At 30.0% G+C, this 19,209-nt stretch carries 17 protein-coding genes; 4 read left to right on the forward strand and 13 right to left on the reverse strand.

The window, feature by feature from the left end; translation table 11 throughout:
• Positions 1-18 precede the first annotated feature (18 nt).
• Complete coding sequence (gene ahcY, locus H0I29_RS07920; RefSeq protein ID WP_218732274.1) at positions 19-1,332, forward strand: adenosylhomocysteinase; 1,314 nt, start codon at positions 19-21, stop codon at positions 1,330-1,332.
• A 297-nt stretch (positions 1,333-1,629) separates the two neighbouring features.
• Here ahcY and H0I29_RS18425 read toward each other — a convergent pair whose 3' ends face one another.
• Entirely contained in the window at positions 1,630-1,758 is a 129-nt protein-coding gene (locus H0I29_RS18425; RefSeq protein WP_302850017.1) for a hypothetical protein, read from the reverse strand.
• A 25-nt stretch (positions 1,759-1,783) separates the two neighbouring features.
• Here H0I29_RS18425 and H0I29_RS07925 point away from each other — a divergent pair, with 25 nt between their 5' ends.
• Entirely contained in the window at positions 1,784-2,590 is an 807-nt protein-coding gene (locus H0I29_RS07925) for a DNA/RNA non-specific endonuclease (RefSeq protein WP_218755008.1), read from the forward strand.
• Between the two features lie 71 nt (positions 2,591-2,661).
• On the opposite strand, the gene H0I29_RS07930 is transcribed toward H0I29_RS07925, so the two are convergent.
• Both H0I29_RS07930 and H0I29_RS07935 read right to left on the reverse strand, forming a co-directional pair.
• The gene (locus H0I29_RS07930) at positions 2,662-3,807 is read right to left on the reverse strand and encodes a permease (protein ID WP_218755009.1); all 1,146 of its coding nucleotides are present in this window, start codon (positions 3,805-3,807) and stop codon (positions 2,662-2,664) included.
• Positions 3,808-3,810: 3 nt separating this feature from the next.
• Positions 3,811-5,001, reverse strand: a complete 1,191-nt coding sequence (locus H0I29_RS07935) for a histidinol-phosphate transaminase (RefSeq protein WP_218755010.1) — start codon at positions 4,999-5,001, stop codon at positions 3,811-3,813.
• 285 nt (positions 5,002-5,286) lie between these two features.
• Between H0I29_RS07935 and H0I29_RS07940 the strand changes: the two genes are divergently transcribed.
• The gene (locus tag H0I29_RS07940; protein ID WP_254712727.1) at positions 5,287-6,129 is read left to right on the forward strand and encodes a DMT family transporter; all 843 of its coding nucleotides are present in this window, start codon (positions 5,287-5,289) and stop codon (positions 6,127-6,129) included.
• A gap of 112 nt (positions 6,130-6,241) precedes the next feature.
• Here the strand turns inward: H0I29_RS07940 and H0I29_RS07945 are convergent, their stop codons facing one another.
• From H0I29_RS07945 to H0I29_RS07990, 10 genes are all read right to left on the reverse strand, one after another.
• Positions 6,242-7,777 carry a YifB family Mg chelatase-like AAA ATPase gene (locus tag H0I29_RS07945; protein ID WP_218755011.1) on the reverse strand — a complete coding sequence of 512 codons (1,536 nt, stop codon included), beginning with the start codon at positions 7,775-7,777 and terminating at the stop codon, positions 6,242-6,244.
• 30 nt (positions 7,778-7,807) lie between these two features.
• The gene (locus tag H0I29_RS07950; protein WP_218755012.1) at positions 7,808-8,191 is read right to left on the reverse strand and encodes a hypothetical protein; all 384 of its coding nucleotides are present in this window, start codon (positions 8,189-8,191) and stop codon (positions 7,808-7,810) included.
• Between the two features lie 52 nt (positions 8,192-8,243).
• A complete protein-coding gene (locus tag H0I29_RS07955) occupies positions 8,244-10,823 on the reverse strand; it encodes a phosphoenolpyruvate carboxylase (RefSeq protein WP_218755013.1) in 2,580 nt (859 codons plus the stop codon).
• Positions 10,824-11,061: 238 nt separating this feature from the next.
• Positions 11,062-12,444: a TlpA disulfide reductase family protein gene (locus H0I29_RS07960; protein ID WP_218755014.1), complete on the reverse strand. Its 1,383-nt coding sequence runs from the start codon at positions 12,442-12,444 to the stop codon at positions 11,062-11,064.
• Between the two features lie 18 nt (positions 12,445-12,462).
• A complete protein-coding gene (gene tilS, locus H0I29_RS07965) occupies positions 12,463-13,773 on the reverse strand; it encodes a tRNA lysidine(34) synthetase TilS (RefSeq protein ID WP_218755015.1) in 1,311 nt (436 codons plus the stop codon).
• A gap of 40 nt (positions 13,774-13,813) precedes the next feature.
• The gene (locus tag H0I29_RS07970) at positions 13,814-14,275 is read right to left on the reverse strand and encodes a hypothetical protein (protein WP_218755016.1); all 462 of its coding nucleotides are present in this window, start codon (positions 14,273-14,275) and stop codon (positions 13,814-13,816) included.
• Between the two features lies 1 nt (position 14,276).
• Positions 14,277-14,510: a hypothetical protein gene (locus H0I29_RS07975; RefSeq protein ID WP_218732285.1), complete on the reverse strand. Its 234-nt coding sequence runs from the start codon at positions 14,508-14,510 to the stop codon at positions 14,277-14,279.
• A gap of 19 nt (positions 14,511-14,529) precedes the next feature.
• Positions 14,530-15,846 (reverse strand): serine hydrolase, encoded by a 1,317-nt coding sequence (locus tag H0I29_RS07980; RefSeq protein WP_218755017.1) that lies wholly within the window; start codon positions 15,844-15,846, stop codon positions 14,530-14,532.
• Positions 15,847-15,876: 30 nt separating this feature from the next.
• Positions 15,877-17,178 (reverse strand): anthranilate synthase component I family protein, encoded by a 1,302-nt coding sequence (locus H0I29_RS07985; protein WP_218755018.1) that lies wholly within the window; start codon positions 17,176-17,178, stop codon positions 15,877-15,879.
• A gap of 67 nt (positions 17,179-17,245) precedes the next feature.
• Complete coding sequence (locus H0I29_RS07990; RefSeq protein WP_254712728.1) at positions 17,246-18,373, reverse strand: acyloxyacyl hydrolase; 1,128 nt, start codon at positions 18,371-18,373, stop codon at positions 17,246-17,248.
• 197 nt (positions 18,374-18,570) lie between these two features.
• Here H0I29_RS07990 and H0I29_RS07995 point away from each other — a divergent pair, with 197 nt between their 5' ends.
• The gene (locus H0I29_RS07995; protein WP_218732289.1) at positions 18,571-19,179 is read left to right on the forward strand and encodes a DUF4230 domain-containing protein; all 609 of its coding nucleotides are present in this window, start codon (positions 18,571-18,573) and stop codon (positions 19,177-19,179) included.
• Positions 19,180-19,209 lie beyond the last annotated feature (30 nt).

The following is a 19,209-nucleotide window of genomic DNA, read 5'->3' on the forward strand; positions in this document are numbered from 1 at the left end:
AATATAAATATACATAATATGAGCACAAAAATAGCTTACGTACCAAACAAAGTTAAAGATATTTCTCTTGCAGCTTGGGGAAGAAAAGAAATTTTATTGGCAGAGGCAGAAATGCCAGGTTTAATGTCTTTAAGAGAAGAATACAAAAACGAGCAACCATTAAAAGGAGCTAGAATTGCAGGTTGTCTTCACATGACAATTCAGACAGCAGTTTTAATAGAAACTTTACAAGCTTTAGGTGCAGAAGTTACTTGGAGTTCTTGTAATATTTTTTCTACACAAGACCAAGCAGCAGCAGCAATTGCAGAAGCAGGTACAGCCGTTTATGCTTGGAAAGGATTAACTGAAGAAGAATTTGACTGGTGTATAGAGCAAACTTTATTCTTTGGTGAAGATAGAAAACCATTAAACATGATTTTAGATGATGGTGGAGATTTAACGAACATGGTTTTAGATAAATATCCAGAATTAGCAGCAGGAATTAACGGTTTATCAGAAGAAACTACAACTGGAGTTCATAGACTTTACGAAAGAGTAAAAGCCGGAACTTTACCAATGCCAGCAATTAATGTAAACGATTCTGTTACAAAATCTAAATTTGATAATAAATATGGTTGTAAAGAATCTGCAGTAGATGCAATTCGTAGAGCAACAGATATTATGTTAGCAGGTAAACGTGTTACTGTTTGTGGTTATGGAGATGTAGGTAAAGGTACAGCAGCATCATTTAAAGGAGCTGGTTCTATTGTAACGGTTACAGAAATCGATCCTATTTGTGCTTTACAAGCTGCGATGGACGGTTTTGAAGTTAAAAAATTAGAAACTGTTGTTGGTAATTCAGACATTATTATTACAACTACAGGAAACAAAGATATTATTCAAGGTCGTCATTTCGAAGCAATGAAAGACAAAGTTATTGTATGTAACATTGGGCACTTTGATAATGAAATTGACATGGCTTGGTTAAACAAAAACCATGGTAATACAAAAGATACTATCAAACCTCAGGTTGATAAATACAATATCAACGGAAATGATATTATTTTATTAGCAGAAGGACGTTTAGTAAACTTAGGTTGTGCAACAGGTCACCCAAGTTTTGTAATGTCTAACTCATTTACAAACCAAACTTTAGCGCAAATAGAATTATGGAAAAACGCTGATGCTTACGGAAATGATGTATACATGTTACCAAAACATTTAGATGAAAAAGTAGCAAAATTACACCTTGCAAAAATAGGAGTAGAGCTTACAGAATTACGCGAAGAGCAAGCATCTTATATTGGTGTAACAGTAGATGGTCCTTATAAACCAGAACACTATAGATACTAAAACTATTTGTCATTGCGAGGAAGCAATGACGCGGCAATCTTGTTTTTTAGATTGCAAAATATACAAAACCCTTTCATTAATTTGAGAGGGTTTTTCTTTGCTTCTAATTTCCGTTTTTTTCACACCTTGTCATTCCGAAATGAGCCTTTTTAGGCGATTGAGGAATCTCATAATAATTATGCTTTTTTTGGGCGTTTTAACAGGCTTTCACTACTCGCTTTTTTTATGAAAAATAAAAAAGAGCTCAAACAGACCGCTCAATCCTTAACGCGAAATTTTAGGATTAAATAAGGAATACTATTTTAAATTACAGTTCTTAGTAATTCTATTGTCATTTTCTCTTTCTGTTATTCCGAAATGAGTCTTTTTAGGAGATTGAGGAATCTCATATGATTTATGAAGTGTATTAACTTTATCTTTATTCATACCTTTACAACTTAAAATAATCACCTTGAAAAGAAAACAAGTACTATCCATAATAGCCATTATCATTTTAGTAGCTGTTTTAGGTTCTGAAGAACTGTTAGATGCTCAAAAAGAAAAAAGTATCATAGAAAATGGTAAAACACCAAAAGCAACTACCAACCAGTATTTTTTGCCAACAAGTACTACAAAGCAAGTGGTGCATCATCAAAATTATTCATTATCCTATAGCGAAAAACACGAACAAGCAGAATGGGTTGCTTACGAGTTAAAAGCATCCGATTTAAGTAGCACCAATTATAAAAGACCTTATTTTGAAATTGACAACGCAGTAAAAACCAAAGCAGCACATTGGCGTAATTATAAAAAATCTGGTTACGATAAAGGGCATTTATGTCCGGCTGCAGACAGACGTTTTTCTAAATATGCGCACGACGAAACTTTTTTAACAAGTAATATCAGTCCGCAAGAACACAAGTTTAATGCAGGTGTTTGGAATCGCTTAGAACAGAAAGTACGTTATTGGGCAAAGAAAAACGATGGTGTATTTGTAATTACTGGAGGCGTTTTAGAAAATAATTTAAAAACAATTGGTAGTGAAGCTGTTGCTGTTCCAAATCAGTTTTATAAAGTAATCTTAGATAAAACAAACGGAAAAATTAAAATGTTAGCGTTTTTAATGCCTCATAAAGAATCGGATTTGCCTTTGTACAAATTTGTGGTTTCGGTAGATAAAGTAGAAGCTTTAACGGGTATCGACTTTTTTAAAGAATTAGATGATACTATCGAAGAACAATTAGAGAGCTCTAGTAGTTATAAAAATTGGAGTTTTTAATTTCTCTAAATAATTTAAGAAAACCCTTTCATTAATATAAAAGGGTTTTTATTTTTTTAATAGTTGTTGCTTTATTTATCAGCAGAAAGCTGGACTTCATTTTTTTTAATACTAGAAGTATTATCACTTTTTTTAGAAACTACACTTCTTTTTATTTTAATGAATACTGGGTACAAAATTCCGATAAAGAAGAGTGTTGTGCCTAATATTAAAATGTTATCTATATTGGTAAAAGTATTACCAGTTGTTAATATTCCTAAAATTAATAAAACTGAAATAGGTAAAGAAAGTGCTAAAATTGATAAGGCAAAATTAATATCAAAAGTTTTTTCTAGGGTATTTTCTTTTTTCTCTTTTAGGTTTATGGCAGAAATATGTGCAAAAGGCCAAAAACTAGCAGAACTTAAAGCAAAAGCAATCATTACTAAAATATCTTTTTTGATTGTTATATCTGCAAATAAAATAATTCCAGCAATTAAAAGCAATGTAAAAGCAGCTCTTAAAAGGAGTAAAGAAAACAATTGAAGAAATTGTTCTTTTTTAATTTTTACAGCTAAACCAATAAAAAGTAAGACTAAAGGCGTCATTATATAGCTCAACCTTGTTAAGGTGATTGATAAATAACCAGGAATTTTGTCTAGTGTAATTCCAAATGAAACCAATACCAATGCTGCAATTATAAATAAGTTTACAGGCTCGTAAAGTAATGCTTTAAAAAGTCCTTTTAATTTTGTTTTTAGCGAATTTGCTTCAAAATCTGCATTTTTATAATGCCATTTTAAGGCTACTAAATAGAGTAAAAAAAGCACAAAAAACTTGTTACCTAAATCTGCCATTGCAGCTTTTGCCAAAGAACCATCACCTAAAAATTCTAATATAAAAGCAAAACAAGATAAACCCGGAGCTAAAGAAGGTATTAGTAGTTTGGCACTTCTACCTTTATCAGAATTTATATCAATACCAATAATTTTTAATAATATAGGTGTAACCGCAAAAAGTATTACATTAAAACCTAAAGCTAAAATTGGAAATAGAATTAAATTTCCATCAACTTTTACTTTTAATAAAGCAATAAATATAGTTGCAGGTAATGCAAGTGTTAGAATTAAACTTTTTAATCCGTTAGTTTGTTCTCCGGTAGATATTTTCTTTTTTAAGAGAACTCCTATTAAAATAAATAGGATAAATGAAATTGATTTTTCTAAAGCGCCATCCATAAATTATGCAAAAATTTCTGTCATAGCATTCGTAAATAATTTCATTTCATCCATGGTACCAATACTTACTCTACACCAATTTTTATCCCAAAATTTAAAAGATTTTACAGCTACATTTTTAGCGTAAATTTTCTTTAAAAACTCTTTTCCTTCCATAGGGATTTCAAAAATTATAAAATTTGTTTCAGATGGTAAACAAGAAAAATTCTTTTCTTTTAAATAACCCATTGTATATGTTCTAGCATCTGCAATTTTGGTTTTACAAGAATCTAAAAACTCGGTATTTTCTAAACTAGTAATTGCTGCGGCTATTGATGGACCTGTAATTCCCATTCCGCCACGTGTAATTTCGCTTATAATATCTAAAGTTTCTTTTTTACCAATAGCGTACCCAACTCTTAAGCCAGCCATTCCATGAATTTTAGAAAACGTTCTTGCTACTATTACATTTTTACCTTCTGCAACTAGAGAGTTCATAGAATCTTTAATTCCGTTTTTAGATAGCTCAATATAAGCTTCATCAACAAAAACGGGTACCTTTTCTGAAACTCTGCTACAAAATTCTCTTAACTTTTTAGCATCTGTAATTGAACCTGTTGGGTTGTTAGGGTTACATATGTATACTAATTTTGTGTTCTCATCAATTCCTGCTTCCATAGCATCTAAATCGTGTTGAGAATCCTTTAATAATTTATAAGATTTCCAATTACCACCTACAGATTTTGCAACTACAATTAAAGACATATAACTAGGGTCTGCACTAATTACATTACCACCTTCTTGAAAGAAAACCATGGCTACTTTTTCTAACAAATCTGAAGAACCAGGGCCCATTAAAATTTGGTTAGTGTTAATGCCTTCGTTTTTGGCTATTTTAGTTTTTAGATCGTTTAAAGATTCCCAAGCATATCTATTTCCTTTAAAAACTTCATCTTGAAAAGCTTTTGCTGCTTTTGGTGGTGGTCCGTAAGGGTTTTCATTAGATCTTAAAATGGTTAATGTACTTTCCTCTTCTATTATAGGAGGTGTAAATTCATTAAAATAGTTGTTAGAATTGTATAAGAAAGTTCTGCCTTCTTTTTGAGCGGTTAGTACGTTGCTACTCCATATATCATGAGGTACTAAAGCCATTGCACCTAGGGTTAATGCTCCTTTTTTTAACCACTCACGTCTATTAAAATTTGTTGTTTTCATCTATTAGAATTTTATAAGAATTTACATCAACTAAATTATAAAACTATTTATTTTTTACAGTATGAAAAATTTAATAATACGTATGTTTGTTTATTTATTTTACAATAATAAGGTGTTAAAATGTGTTATTGATATTGAAAATTTAGTAAAATTAACTTTTTACTGATAATAATGTATTTTGGTTATTTGTTTTTATATTTATTGACTTAATAATTATAAAATGTCTTTTTTATGGTATTTTTGATGAATATTAAATACTTTTTAAGTAGTAAATTTTTCTTCTTTATGAAAAGCTCAACAGCCATTTTTTACATGATTTTTAGTGTCATAGCATTTTCGTTAATGAATGCAGTTGTAAAATATTTAGGTGCTTTTGATGCGTATCAAATTGTGTTTTTTAGATCTATTGGTACGCTGTTATTCACTATTCCATTAATTATAAAAGCGAAGATTCCTATTTTAGGAAATAACAAAAAACTATTGTTTCTAAGGGGCCTTTTTGGAGTTATTTCTCTAACCTGTTTTTTTATGTCTTTAAATTATCTTTCTTTAGGAACCGCGGTTTCTTTAAGATATACATCACCTATTTTTGGGGCTATTTTTGCATTATTTTTCTTAAAAGAGAAGATTAAATCAGTTCAATGGGTCTTATTTTTAATAGCTTTTATTGGAGTTTTAGTTATTAAGGGTTTTGGGGCAGATGTTAATTCTTTGGGAGTAATTTTTGCAATTTTATCTGCAATTTTTTTAGGGTTGATATTTATTGTAATTAGAAAACTAGGAGATTCAGAAAATCCTCTAGTGATTATAAATTATTTTATGATTTTAGCATTTTTATTTGGCGGAATTATGTCTATAAAATATTGGAAAACGCCTAATTTAACAGAGTGGTTACTTTTATTAAGTTTAGGTTTTTTTGGGTATGTTGGTCAGTTATATATGACAAAATCATTACAATCTGGAGAAACAAACGTAGTTGTACCTTTAAAATATTTAGAAGTTGTTTTTATGATTGTAATTGGTGCTTTTTGGTTTGATGAAATTTATAATTTATGGACTTTATTAGGTGTCTATTTAATTATGTTTGGTCTACTTTATAATATTTATTTGAAAAGAAAGCGTAGCTAATTTTAGTGAAAATTCATTGCTTTTTTAGAAACAAAGCTCATCATTTAGTAAAAAAAAACAAACAGATTATTAACTGTAATTCTCTGTGAATTTGCGTTTATAAAAATTAATTTTATCCCAGCCAACCATCTCTATCTAAACTTCTATATTGTATGGCTTCTGCAATATGATCTGGAGAAATGTCTTTAGAATTTGCTAAATCTGCAATAGTTCTAGATACTTTTAATATTCGATCATAGGCTCTTGCGGAAAGGTTTAATTTTTCCATTGCAGTTTTTAAAAGTGATAAACTTTCTGGTGATAATTTACAGAATTCGCGAATCTGTTTTACACTCATTTGTGCATTATAATGTACGTTTTCGAAATCTTTAAAACGTTCAGATTGTATTTCTCTAGAAGCAGTAACTCGTTCTCTAATTGCTACACTAGATTCTCCTTTTCGCTCTTCAGATAGTTTTGCAAATGGAACAGGAGTAACTTCTATATGAATATCGATCCTGTCTAATAATGGTCCTGAAATTTTACTTAAATAACGTTGCATTTCTTGTGGAGAAGAGGTCATTGGGCTGTTTGGATCATTAAAAAAACCACTCGGACTCGGGTTCATACTTGCCACTAACATAAAACTACTTGGGTAAGTAACTGTAAATTTTGCTCTAGAAATAGTAACTTCTCTATCTTCTAAAGGTTGACGCATAACTTCTAAAACATCTCTTTTAAACTCTGGTAATTCATCTAAAAATAAAACACCATTATGAGATAAAGAAATTTCTCCAGGTCTTGGGTATTGTCCGCCGCCAACAAGTGCAACATTCGAGATTGTGTGATGTGGGCTTCTAAAAGGACGTTGGTATAGTAAGCCTTCCTTTTTAATTTTACCAACTACAGAATGAATCTTTGTAGTCTCTAATGCTTCATGTAACGTCATTGGTGGTAAAATGGATGGTAATCTTTTAGCTAACATCGTTTTTCCTGATCCTGGAGGACCAATTAAAATAATATTATGTCCGCCAGCAGCTGCAATTTCCATACAACGTTTTATAGATTCTTGCCCTTTTACATCAGAAAAATCGAACTCTGGGAAATCAATATTTTTATAAAACTCAGCTCTTGTATCAACAATGGTTGGTTCAATTTTTTTATCATCATTAAAATGATGGATGACTTCTAATATATTTTCGACACCTAAAACTTCTAAATCATCTACAATGGCAGCTTCTTTAGCATTTTCTTTCGGAAGAATTAAATACTTATAACCTTCTTCTCTTGCTTTTATGGCAATTGGTAAAGCGCCTCTTATGGGTTGTAAGCTTCCGTCTAGAGAAAGTTCGCCCATAATAATGTATTCATGAATAGCTTCAGATTTTATTTGAGCTGATGCGGCTAAAATTCCAACAGCCAAAGTTAAATCATAAGAAGCACCTTCTTTTCTAATATCGGCGGGAGCCATATTAATAATGATTTTTTTTCCAGGAAGTTTATAGTTATTGTTATTAAGTGCAGCAGAAATTCGGTAAGAACTTTCTCTAACTGCATTATCTGGTAAACCAACTAAATGGTAACCTATTCCTTTATCAATATTTACTTCTACGGTAATTGTGGTTGCCTCAATACCAAAAACAGCAGAGCCATAGACTTTTACAAGCATTCTTTTTCTTTTTTCTAAAGATAAAGAAAATTAATTAAGGTTTGGTTGTCTAAAGTTACAAGGATCCCATCTTGTAGGATCGTGTTTTTGTAAAAAGCCTTTTAATAAGTTTTCATCTCTATAACTTTTGTAATCGTCATAGATAAATTTAGTGGCTTTTGTAGTAAGGTTTTCAGTAGAAATTAAAAATTGGTTATCATCAATTTCTTCAAAAGAAACCGTTGAAAATTTATATTGTTTTTTTAAATTTAAGTCCTTGTTTATGGAAGAATAAGAAGGAGTATCATCAGCTTTGAGCTGAAAAGAAGTAGTGTAAATACTAACAGGAATAAAATTATTGTTGGTAGTTTGTTGTTGTGAAAAACAAAAACTACCAACAAATAAAGTTAAAAGTAAGAAAGCGTATTTTTTCATGGTACGTAATTTTACTTTATAAATATACTATAATTATTTGATAAATAAGTTTTTAAGCAGAGTTTCTACTTGCATTAATATTACCAAATAAAGAACGCATTACCATTTTTTCATACACTTCAATTTCTTCTGCGCTTCCGCCAGTTTTTTGAAGTTCTTGAATTTTCTTTAAAGCAAATTGCTGTATTGTTAATAAAGGCAATACAATTTGTTCTCTAATTTCTATAGATGCTTTTCCTACAGGGAAATTTTCCATTAATTCAGATTCTCCGGTAAGTTTTAAAAGCAGTCTTTTAGTAGTTTCGTACTCTGTGAATATTAGAGTCCAAAATTCACCAAATTCTTCATCATCTGCCATATAAGAAGTTAAACCAAAGAAAGATTTGGTTAAACTCATCATACTATTTTCTAACAAAGTTCTAAAGAAATCTGAAGCGTGATAAAACTCTTTTACTTCTTCAAATCTACCAGCATCTTCGTATTTTTTAAGTGCAGTACCTACACCAAAGAAACCTGGTACGTTTTGTTTTAACTGACTCCAGCTACCAACAAAAGGAATTGCTCTTAATGCAGAAAAGTCTAACTTGTCAGAGCCACCACGCTTACTTGGTCTACTTCCAATATTTGTTTTTGCATAGTATTTTAACGTACTCATTTTTTCTAAATACGATAAAAATTTAGGATGATTTTTAAAATCTACATACTTTTGGTAACTTGTAGCAGCCATGTCGTTTATCAATTCTCTATGGCTATCATTTAATTGATCTTTGGTAAAAACATCATTTTTAATACCAGAACTTAATAATTGTTCTAAGTTGTATTGAGATGAGTTTTGTGTACCAAAATTAGAACTAATTGTTTGTCCTTGTATGGTTAATTGTATTTCTTTATCCTCAATTGTTGGGCCTAAAGAAGCATAAAATTGGTGTGTTTTTCCTCCTCCACGAGCTGGTGGTCCACCACGTCCGTCAAAGAAAATTACTTCAATATCAAATTCTCTAGAGATTCTTGTTAAAGCTTCTTTTGCCTTAAAAATACCCCAGTTAGCCATTAAATAACCACCATCTTTTGTTCCATCAGAAAAACCTAACATAATCGTTTGTTTGTTTTTCCTTTTGGCAACATGGTGTCTATATACTTTATTAGAGTATAAAGTTCTCATTACATCTTCTGCATTTTCTAAATCTTCTACTGTTTCAAAAAGTGGAATTACATCTACTGGTAATTCATTTTCAAAACCACATAAGTTTAACATTGCAAAAGTTTGCATTACGTGTAAAGCACTTTGGTTGTTACTAATAATGTAACGGTTTGCTCCACGTTCTCCATTTCTTTGCTGAATTTCTTTTAAAGCATAAATAGACTCTATGGTTTTAACAGAAGTTTCATCCGTTAAAATACTTGGGTCAATACTTCCTTTTACAACAGATAAAATTTCAACTTGTTCTTCATCAGAAAGATTTAAATAGTTTTTAGGAAAAGTAGTATCTCCTGTTTTAAGTAAATCTTCTACAATTTGTGTAAATGCTTGGTGATGCACTCTACTGTCTTGTCTAATATCTAAAGTTGCAAAGTGAAAACCGAAAATTCTAACTTTATTGATAACATCATTCAATTCTTCTACAAATAAAGATTGATGATCATTTACAATAATTTCTCTGGCAGTATATAGCTCATCTAATAAGATTTTTTGAGAAAAGTTAACTTTTGTATAGCTTCTTACAACATGCTTGTAAAGTCTTTTTTCTAACCTTGCAAAGATTTCTTGCACACCATCAAAAGTATAACGTCTTTTTAAACGTCTAATGTCTCTGTAGTAATTTCTTAAAATTGTTTGACGCAATCTTTCTGCAACATCTAAAGTAATTTTAGTAGTTACAAATGGGTTTCCATCTCTATCTCCACCTGGCCAAAAACCAAGTTCAATAATTTCATTTTCTATCGGTTCACCATCATAAATATGATGTTGAATGTAGTTGTATATTTTAGGAACAGAATGATAAAATACGTGTTCTAAATACCAAATTAAACTTACAGCTTCATCAAAAGGAGAGGGCTTTTCTTTTTTATAGAAAGGTGTTTTCCCTAATTGAGCTAATAGTTTTCTAATGAGTAGTAAATCATCATTTTGTATTGCCTTGTCTAAATCTGTAATGATACCTAAAACAGACCCAGGGTAAAATTGCGTTGGGTGTGCCGTTAATACAATACGTACTTTAAAATCTTCTAAATGCTTTTTTAGTTCGTCTTTTTTATTGCTTAATAGCGCTAACTCCTTAGAGTTTCTTAACGTTCCAAAACCATCCATATTATTTACAATAGGATATGCAGCATCTTCTACAGCATCAAATAAAACTACTTGACGTTCTATAAATTGAATAAAACGAAAAAGTAAATCAGATTTTTCTTTTTCTGAAGGTTCGTCTTGGTATTTATTAAAAAAGTGTTCTACAATTTCTGTAGGGTTTTTTTCTAATTTAAAACCTTTGTTACAAACTTTATGTAAAAGAGGTAACAAAACCCCAGTATCGTCTATGGTGTCAAAAGGTAGCGTTGAGAAAATACTGTTGTAAATTTGATATTTAGACAGTACGTTTTCATTAAATCTATCTAGCTTAGGTAAATTGTTCATTTTCTTATGATTTTACGGGATTAAAATTACGAAAAAGGGAAATGATTAAGCGTGCTTTTTAATGAATAATCATGTTTTTATTTGCGAAAACGATATAAATTTGATTCCTTTTTAGTGAATTGTTTATTTTCTATTACTTATGAAGTTTTTTATTTTTATTTGAGCAAAAATATTTTGATATATCTGTACGACCAATAGCTTCTTTTTTTAATAAATTGTATCGTATAGTTTTTAATCTTTATAATTCTAAAGATTGTAGCGTTTCAACTAATTTTTGGTCAGACGGTCTTGGTGCATTTGCGTTTACAATATTTCCGTTTGGGTCAATTAATATAAAACGTGGAATCCCTTTTATTAGGTATTCTTCTACAAATTTAGATTCCCAATTATTATCTGCAAATAACTGTATTCCTTTTAGATCTTTATCAACAATCATTTTTTTCCATTTTTCATGGTCTTTCATTTTGTCGATTGAAATACTAATGAATTCAATGTTTTTACCATGATACTCTTTTTCTAGTTTCTTTAAAGAAGGTATTTCTGCAATACAAGGTCCGCACCAAGTTGCCCAAATATCTAAATATAAATATTTTCCTTTTAAGTCGTCTAGAGAAGTGGTTCCGCCTGCATTGTTTTCATAATCTATAAATTTTGGAGACGGACTCCCTTTAGCCAAAGCTTTTAGTTTGTTGTAAGCCGTTGTTATTTCTTTGTTGTTTTCTTTGTTGGTAGAATTGTTAGTAAAGAGCGTATAAAATTCTTCTAAATTGTCTGTATAAGTAATTCCGTATTTAGCGGCATCATACAATAATTTATTTTTTATTTTATCATTTTTTATTTTCGCAGTCAATTTTAAATAGGCAATATCATCTGCTATAGAATCTTTTTTTGCTAATGCTGTAGCATTGGTTGCTAATGCATTATCAACAAGACCTCTATATCCTGGAGAAAAAAGATAGTCGTTTTCATTTTCTAAATCGATATTTTTTAATTCATCTAAAAAGTTTTCTGATGCTTTAAAACTTTTGTCTTTAGTGTAATATCCGTGATAAGGAGTGTAATTCTGTAAAGTAGATAAATAACTGTAATTAATGTTTTTAAGTTCCTTATTTTTAAATTCTTCAGAAATATCATTTGTTTTTATTAATAAATCTTCTTCTGCTTTTTTTATATTTAATAAATGTGCTTTAAAGCTTGCTTCATCTTTTAGATACATTTCTTTTTGATCTCCAGTTGTAGCTGCTATAACCTTATTTTTTTCTGATAAGTATTTATTAATAGTGCTATTACTACCTGATAATTGTAGCGTAGAGTCTTTTTTTTCTGAATCGTATTCAATTTTTAAAACGCTTCCTTTAGTAATATATAAATTTGTGAAATCTTTATCTTGACGCAGTGCGTAAAAATCGGTAGATATCTTTAAAGTGTCTCTAAAAGTACCATCTTCTGCAATCGTTATATCAGCAACTTTACCCATTGTATATTGATCGTAAATGATTACTTTTTTAGAATCTGTATTTTCAATTTTACCAGAAATAATGGCATAGTCTACAGTTTCTTCTGGTTTTGGTTTACAAGATAATATGGTTGTAAAGGCAATTAAAACTAGTAACTTCTTCATAATTCTATTGGTTTAAATTTATATTGAAATTTTTAAGAGTGTATTGTTTTTTTTGTTTGTATCAAAACGATTGTCTTTTCTACATCCTATAACCCAGATAATGGCATTGTCATAATTACAAAGCAGCCATGTATTTTGTTTTTGTAAAAGCGAGAATTTTTCGTCTTTAAAATATTTGCTTAACTTCTTTTTTCCTTTCATTCCAGAAGGGTAAAAGAAATCTCCATCTTGCCACTTTCTAAGCTTTAAAGGGAATTGTAAGTTTTGTTTATCAACATAAATGGTTTGTTTGTTTTCTGTCGATTTTTCTTGTACTTCTTCAAGTTTTAAATGGATAGGTTCTGTAATTATACTTGTGTTTTCGTCTATCTCCGTTGTCGTTTCGAGCGCAGTAGAGAAATCTTTTTTTGAAAGTAATAAAAAACCTCTATCTTTTAATAATGTATGTGTTTTAGAGATAATTTGCTTTCCAGACTGTGCAGAAATTAGATCGGCAACATCATTCCACTCCGTAAAATTATAGTCTTTTAGAAGCTGATATAAATAAGCCTTCGGGTTCGATAATTTTTCGATTTTAGAAATATCAATTTTTAAAATATTGTTTTCTGTTGCGATCGTTTCTGCTGATATTTCATCAATTTTATCTTCAATTATTTGCTGACTTTCTTTTAAATGTGCCGTTGTTTTTTCAAAAGTTTCTAACAAACTAGGGTTTATTTCCTTTAAAACAGGAAGAATTTGATGTCTAATTTTATTTCTGATGTATTTTGTAGACGCATTGCTTTTATCTTCTCTCCAAGAAATATTATTTTCTTTTACAAAAGTTAAGATCTCTTCTCTAGAAAACTTTAAAAGTGGACGCACAATATTTCCATTAATTTCTGGAATACCCGTTAATCCATCTAAACCAGCACCACGCGTTAAATTAATTAGAAAAGTTTCTAAGTTATCATCTGCATGATGAGCTGTTAAAATGTAATCAAATTGGTGTTTTTCTATCAGTTCATTAAACCAATCATAACGGAGGTTTCTTGCTGCAATTTGTGTAGATTGTTTGTTTTCTTTGGCAAATTCTGTTGTATTGAAATGAATTGTAAAAACTTTGGTGTTTAGATTCTTTCCTAATTTTTTTACAAACTCCTCGTCTATATCACATTCAATTGGTCTTAAATTAAAGTTGCAGTGTGCAAGAGAAATATTAAATTTTAATGTTGATAAAAGATGTGCTAAAACTACAGAATCTACTCCGCCAGAAATGGCGATTAATAACTTTTTATCCTTTAAAAAAGAAAGGTTTTGGTTGATGTGGTTCTCTAGTTTTTTTAACATTATACCTCAAAAATAACAATTTTAAATGTGATAGTGTTATTTAATTTGAAGAGTATTGTATATCGTCTTTTGTATTTAATTTTCCATCTCCTCCTAAAGAAGTCAATTGGTAATTTTGTCCATCTTTAGATGGAATATATACAAAAGTAGATTTCCAATAATCCATTGTTAAATTGCTTCTTAACGGGTTGTTTCTAATAATGTCTTTTAATGCTGAAGGGTATTTTCCAAATTGTTTCTTTTCTGCTTCTAAAAGTTTAGAAATTTCCAGCATTCTTTTTGTAGTTCTCTTTTGATTCTCATTTTTAAAAAAGTAGACTGAAAATAGGAAGATAACAGGAGTAATAATGATAAAGAAAATAAACAATGGTTTTGTCATTGGATGCCAAACAATGCTTTTTGGTAGGTTGTTTTCTTTCTCATACTTCCTCCTTCTTTTTGTATCAAACCAATGTTTGATGTCTAAATAGGTGTCTAAAATACATCCTATAAAATCAAACATTTTATTGTTTATTTAACCAAGCACGAATCTCTTTTCTGATAGAAACTTCTGGTTTTGGCAACGGAATAGTTCTACCAAATTGTTTACTTCTGTTAAATTTAGAGAAGGTAATTTTTAAATCTTTCCATTCCTTTGGGTATAACTTTAAAAACATGTTAAACATATTTTGTTCTGTTGGTTTTTCGTCTAAACTATCTAAAGTTTTTTGAAAAAGTTCGTCTTGATTTGGTATCATCATGTAAATTTAGATAAAATTATTGATTGTCTTTTATTGCTTTATAAAACACCTGCTGCAGCTTTGGTCTTATATTTAGATTGTATATATTTCTATGATTTCTATTGGGATATACTCTGTTTGATAAGAATATAAAAACCAAATTATTTGCTGGATCTGCCCAAACAAAAGTTCCTGTAAAACCACTATGCCCAAAACTCTCTGGACTCACTTCTGGTGCAGGGTAAGCTTCTTTTATAGATAATGTAGCATTGTCAATTAACGGTTTATCAAAACCTAAACCTCTTCTGTTTTCGTTTTCTGGATATTGAATTTTGGTAAACTCTCTTACCGTGTTTTCAGAAATATATCTTTTACCATCATAAACTCCGTAATTGGCATACATTTGCATAATTTTAGCCAAATCTAGGGAAGTACCAAACAAACCTGCGTTACCTGAAATTCCGCCTAAAAGAGCTGCGTTTTCATCATGAACCCAGTTTTTTGTAAGTCCTTTTCTAAAAAGATCATCTACTTCTGTTGGTACAATTAAGTTGTTAAAGTTTTTAGATTTTGGTCTGTAGCTTAAAGTGGTTGCTTCTAATGGGGCATAAAAATTGGTTTGCAGATATTCCGTATAATCTTCTTTAGTAATTTCTGAAATTAAGTCCGGATAAATTAAAAAACTTAAACCAGAATATTTGTATTTTTTTACATCAGAAACTTTAGATCTGTTAATTTGTCTAAAGACCTTATTTTTAAATCGATTCTTAACATAAAGTCCTTCGTAAGCTTCATTTTTAAATCTTTTACTGGCTTTACTTTTGATAAAACGCGTTTTGATTTTACCATTTTTCTTTAAAACTTCATTTAAGAAAATAATGTACGGATTCAACCCTGCTTGATGCGCTAAAATTTCTCTAACAGTAAGCTCTTTTTTGTCTTTTCTTTTTTTCCAAGGTTTCCAATAATTGCTAAAAGGACTGTCTAAATCTAGCTTTCCTTCAGAATGAAGTTTCATTAATGCAGGTAAAGGTCCTGTAATTTTTGTTACAGAAGCTAAATCATAAATATCATCTAAACTTACTGCTTGAATGCTATCATAAGTATGAAAACCGTAGGCTTTATTAAAAATGATTTTACTGTCTTTTACAACTAAAATTTGTGCACCAGGAAATGCTTCTTCTTGTATTCCAACATTCATTATGGAGTCTACTTTGGTGTACATGTAGAGTGAATCCATTCCCACTTCAGACGGATTTCCATAAGTGATTTTTTCATTTTGAGCAAAAGTAAAATGTGAAAGAAACAAGAACCCAATTAGTAGTAAAGTAGCTGTTTTTTTTAATGTTGTCATATTTATTGATAATTATTTTATGATTACTGTTTACTTAGAATTCAATAAAGCAAACTTCATTGCTTTTGCTTTTAGCAAGCATTCTTCGTACTCCTTTTCTACTATAGATTGTGCTGTAATGGCACCACCAACAGAGTAAGAGATGTATTTTTTATCTTCATTATATAAGATACTTCTTATAATCACATTAAAGTCAAAATTGTTTTCTGGGGTAAAATAACCAATCGTTCCAGAGTATAAACCACGTTTCGTTTCTTCTAAATCTTCAATAATTTTCATGGCAGAAACTTTTGGAGCTCCTGTCATACTTCCCATCGGAAAGGTACTTTGTAGTACGTCTATTGGGTGTGTATTTTCTTCCACTTCAGAAACTACTGTAGAAATTAATTGATGCACCTGTTTAAAGGAATATACTTTGCATAATTCTTCTACTTTTACAGAGCCTATTTTTGCTGTTTTAGACAGATCGTTTCTTACCAAGTCTACAATCATTACATTTTCTGCCCGTTCTTTTTCGTCTCGCGTTAAATCTAAAGCTAATTGTGCATCATCAAATTCGCTAACCAATCTTTTTGCAGTTCCTTTTATAGGTTGAGAAATTATTTTTGTGCCTTCTTTTTTAATATATCTTTCTGGTGATGCGCACAAGGCGTATTGATTATTTAACTTTAAAAAAGAGGCAAAAGGAGGTTCGGAAATTTGGTTGAGGTGTTTATACACTTCAATCGGATTTATAATGGCATTTTCTGCATAAAATTCTTGACAAAAATTAGCTTCGTAAATATCGCCTCTTTTTATATGTTCTAAAACTTCGGTTACTTTTGCATGGTATTCATCCTTGTGAATTCGTAGTTTTATTTTGATGTCACTTTTAGATTGCTGGATTGCTGGATTTTTAGATTTAAGAATCTCATCAAAATCACTGTCAATTTCATCGTCAACCATTCTTAAATACTGAAACTCTACAGAGTTTCCTTTGATAAAAACAAGCTTTTTAGGTTGAAAAAAATACAAGTCAGCAAAATCTAAATCATCAAAATTTTTGGAAGAAAGTTGCTCAACATCATTTTTAACATCATAGGTGATGTAACCAAAAATGTAATCTTTGGTAATGGTTTGGTATTCCTTTAATTTCTCAAAAGCGTTGTAATAATCTGTTTTTATAGACGTAAAATCGTCTGCAGCTAAAGCAGCATCGAAACTAGAGTATTTTTGATGGTAGTTATTAGAATCTAACCAAATAACAGTTTCAAATTGTTGTGCCCAAGACAATAAATTATCTTTAAATTCAATAGTGTTATCAACAGTATAAGTGTGAGTTGTTCTTTGCATATTCGCTTCAAAAATACAATTCTTATTTCTTTGAGATCAAAATTTTTAAATTGATTTGATGTTGGCATTAAAATGTTTTTCCAATTGTAAATTGGATAGGAATTGCAACACCTGAATTTTTAGTAAAAATATTTCCGTTAGAGTAATGCATAATTCTAAGTTCTGCGTTGTAAGCTCTTTTTTCTCCGAAGAAAACGCCTAAACCCATCGTATCTTGATACGTGATTTTTGGTCCTGTTTCTAAATTATCTATGTTACTTTTTGTTAAATAAGTGGGCCCAATTAACGAGTAATTGGTGTACATATCAAAACCATCTCTTCGCATTAAGTAAAAACGCATAGTAGGAAAAATGGAAAACGCAAACACATTTGTATTGGTGGCTTCTGTGTTAAAAGCGGTAACACTAACACCCCAATCTAGAGAAAAAAGTTTTTGTGTTCTAAAGGCAAGTCTTTGGTAGGTTATAGAAAATGAGTTTTCTGCTTTTACATCACCAACCCAAAAAACCGGAATTCCGAAACTTTCGAAATTACCAACTTTTAAGCTCATTCCGAAAAATTGGTTTGCACCAAAACCAATTTTACTGGTTCCGTAACTTACTTGTAAAATATTTTTTGGAAAGAAATACCTTTCATCATTTTCGTATGCTAGCGCCAACTCTTCAGGTATTTTTTGAATATGGTATTCAAACCCAACAGAGGCTTGTGAAATAGAAGGCTGATTGTGTTTGTCTGATTTTGGAAAAAAGGTTCCGTTTAAGGCTAGTTTCCACCGGTCATTTAATTGGTAATTGAATCCAAAACCATAGAGTAAGCTTCCAAAATGAGCATCGTCATAAATTACTTTATCTTCAATAGAAAAACCACTTCTTGTAACATTTGCAGCGCCAACTTCTCCAAAAAAGGATAGTTTTTTAGTTAGGTTGATGTTTTTTTTGAGTGATAAATACCAGGCATTAATCCACACACTTCTGTAATAACCAATATTATTCACATTATCATATTTAAACCAAGAAGCAGGTCTAATAACTCCAAATTGTAATGCTAGGTTTTCTTTTATTTTATACCCAAAACCTAATTTTCCTGAAAAATAGTTTTTACTGAAGGTTTCTGTTTTATAGCCTTCAATTAAATTGTCATTAGAAAAAGGATAAAAAATACCACCAAAATTTACACTGTAATAAAATTTTGACAAAAATTTGGAAGGTTGTGTTTTGGGAGTTTTACTTTCTTGACTATTTAGATTAGAAATAATCATAAAAAAAGAAAGTAACAGCATATTTTTTTTCATGTTATAAAAATAGACAACTTTTTAAAAAGAAAAGGATTGGGAAAGAAGCTATTTTTACGAAGTATATTTTTAGATTTATTTTTTGGTAGTATATTTACATTATGGAATTAATTATTTTAGGATTGGTTATTGGTTTAGGGGTTTCCTACCTAATATCGAAACGATTTTCAGTATCAAAGAAAAAGGATTTAGTAGAAAAGCAATCTGTTATTTTATTGGATAAAATAAAGAAAGTGTCTAAATTGATTACTGTAGAAGGAGATTTTTCTGAAATTTATCATCATGAAAATACCAAAGAAAACTTTTGGGGATTTAGTAGTAAAAAGAAAGCGATTGTTTTAATTCAGGCAAAAGCACACATTGGGTTCGACTTTAGAAAAATTAAACTAGCAGCTAATACAGAAAAAAAGGAAATTGTTTTATCAAATTTTCCGCAGCCAGAAGTGGTTTCTATTGAGTGTGATATTAAGTTTTACGACATAAAAAATGGCTATTTAAATAAGTTTGGTACAGAAGATTTTACCAGTTTAAATAAAGACGCAAAAGAACATGTGTTGAATAAAATACCAGAAAGTAATTTAATTAAATTGGCAAATAAAGAAGCTTTAGAAGCAATTTTATTAATGGAAAATATTGTAGAAACCATTGGTTGGAAACTAGATTATACGGCTTTAGAAGAAAATGAAGCGCAAAAAAAAATCTCGAAATAAACGTATTTCGAGATTTTTAAAATTATATAT

This window comes from Polaribacter sp. R2A056_3_33 (assembly GCF_019278485.1).
In the GTDB taxonomy this organism is placed as follows: Bacteria; Bacteroidota; Bacteroidia; order Flavobacteriales; family Flavobacteriaceae; genus Polaribacter.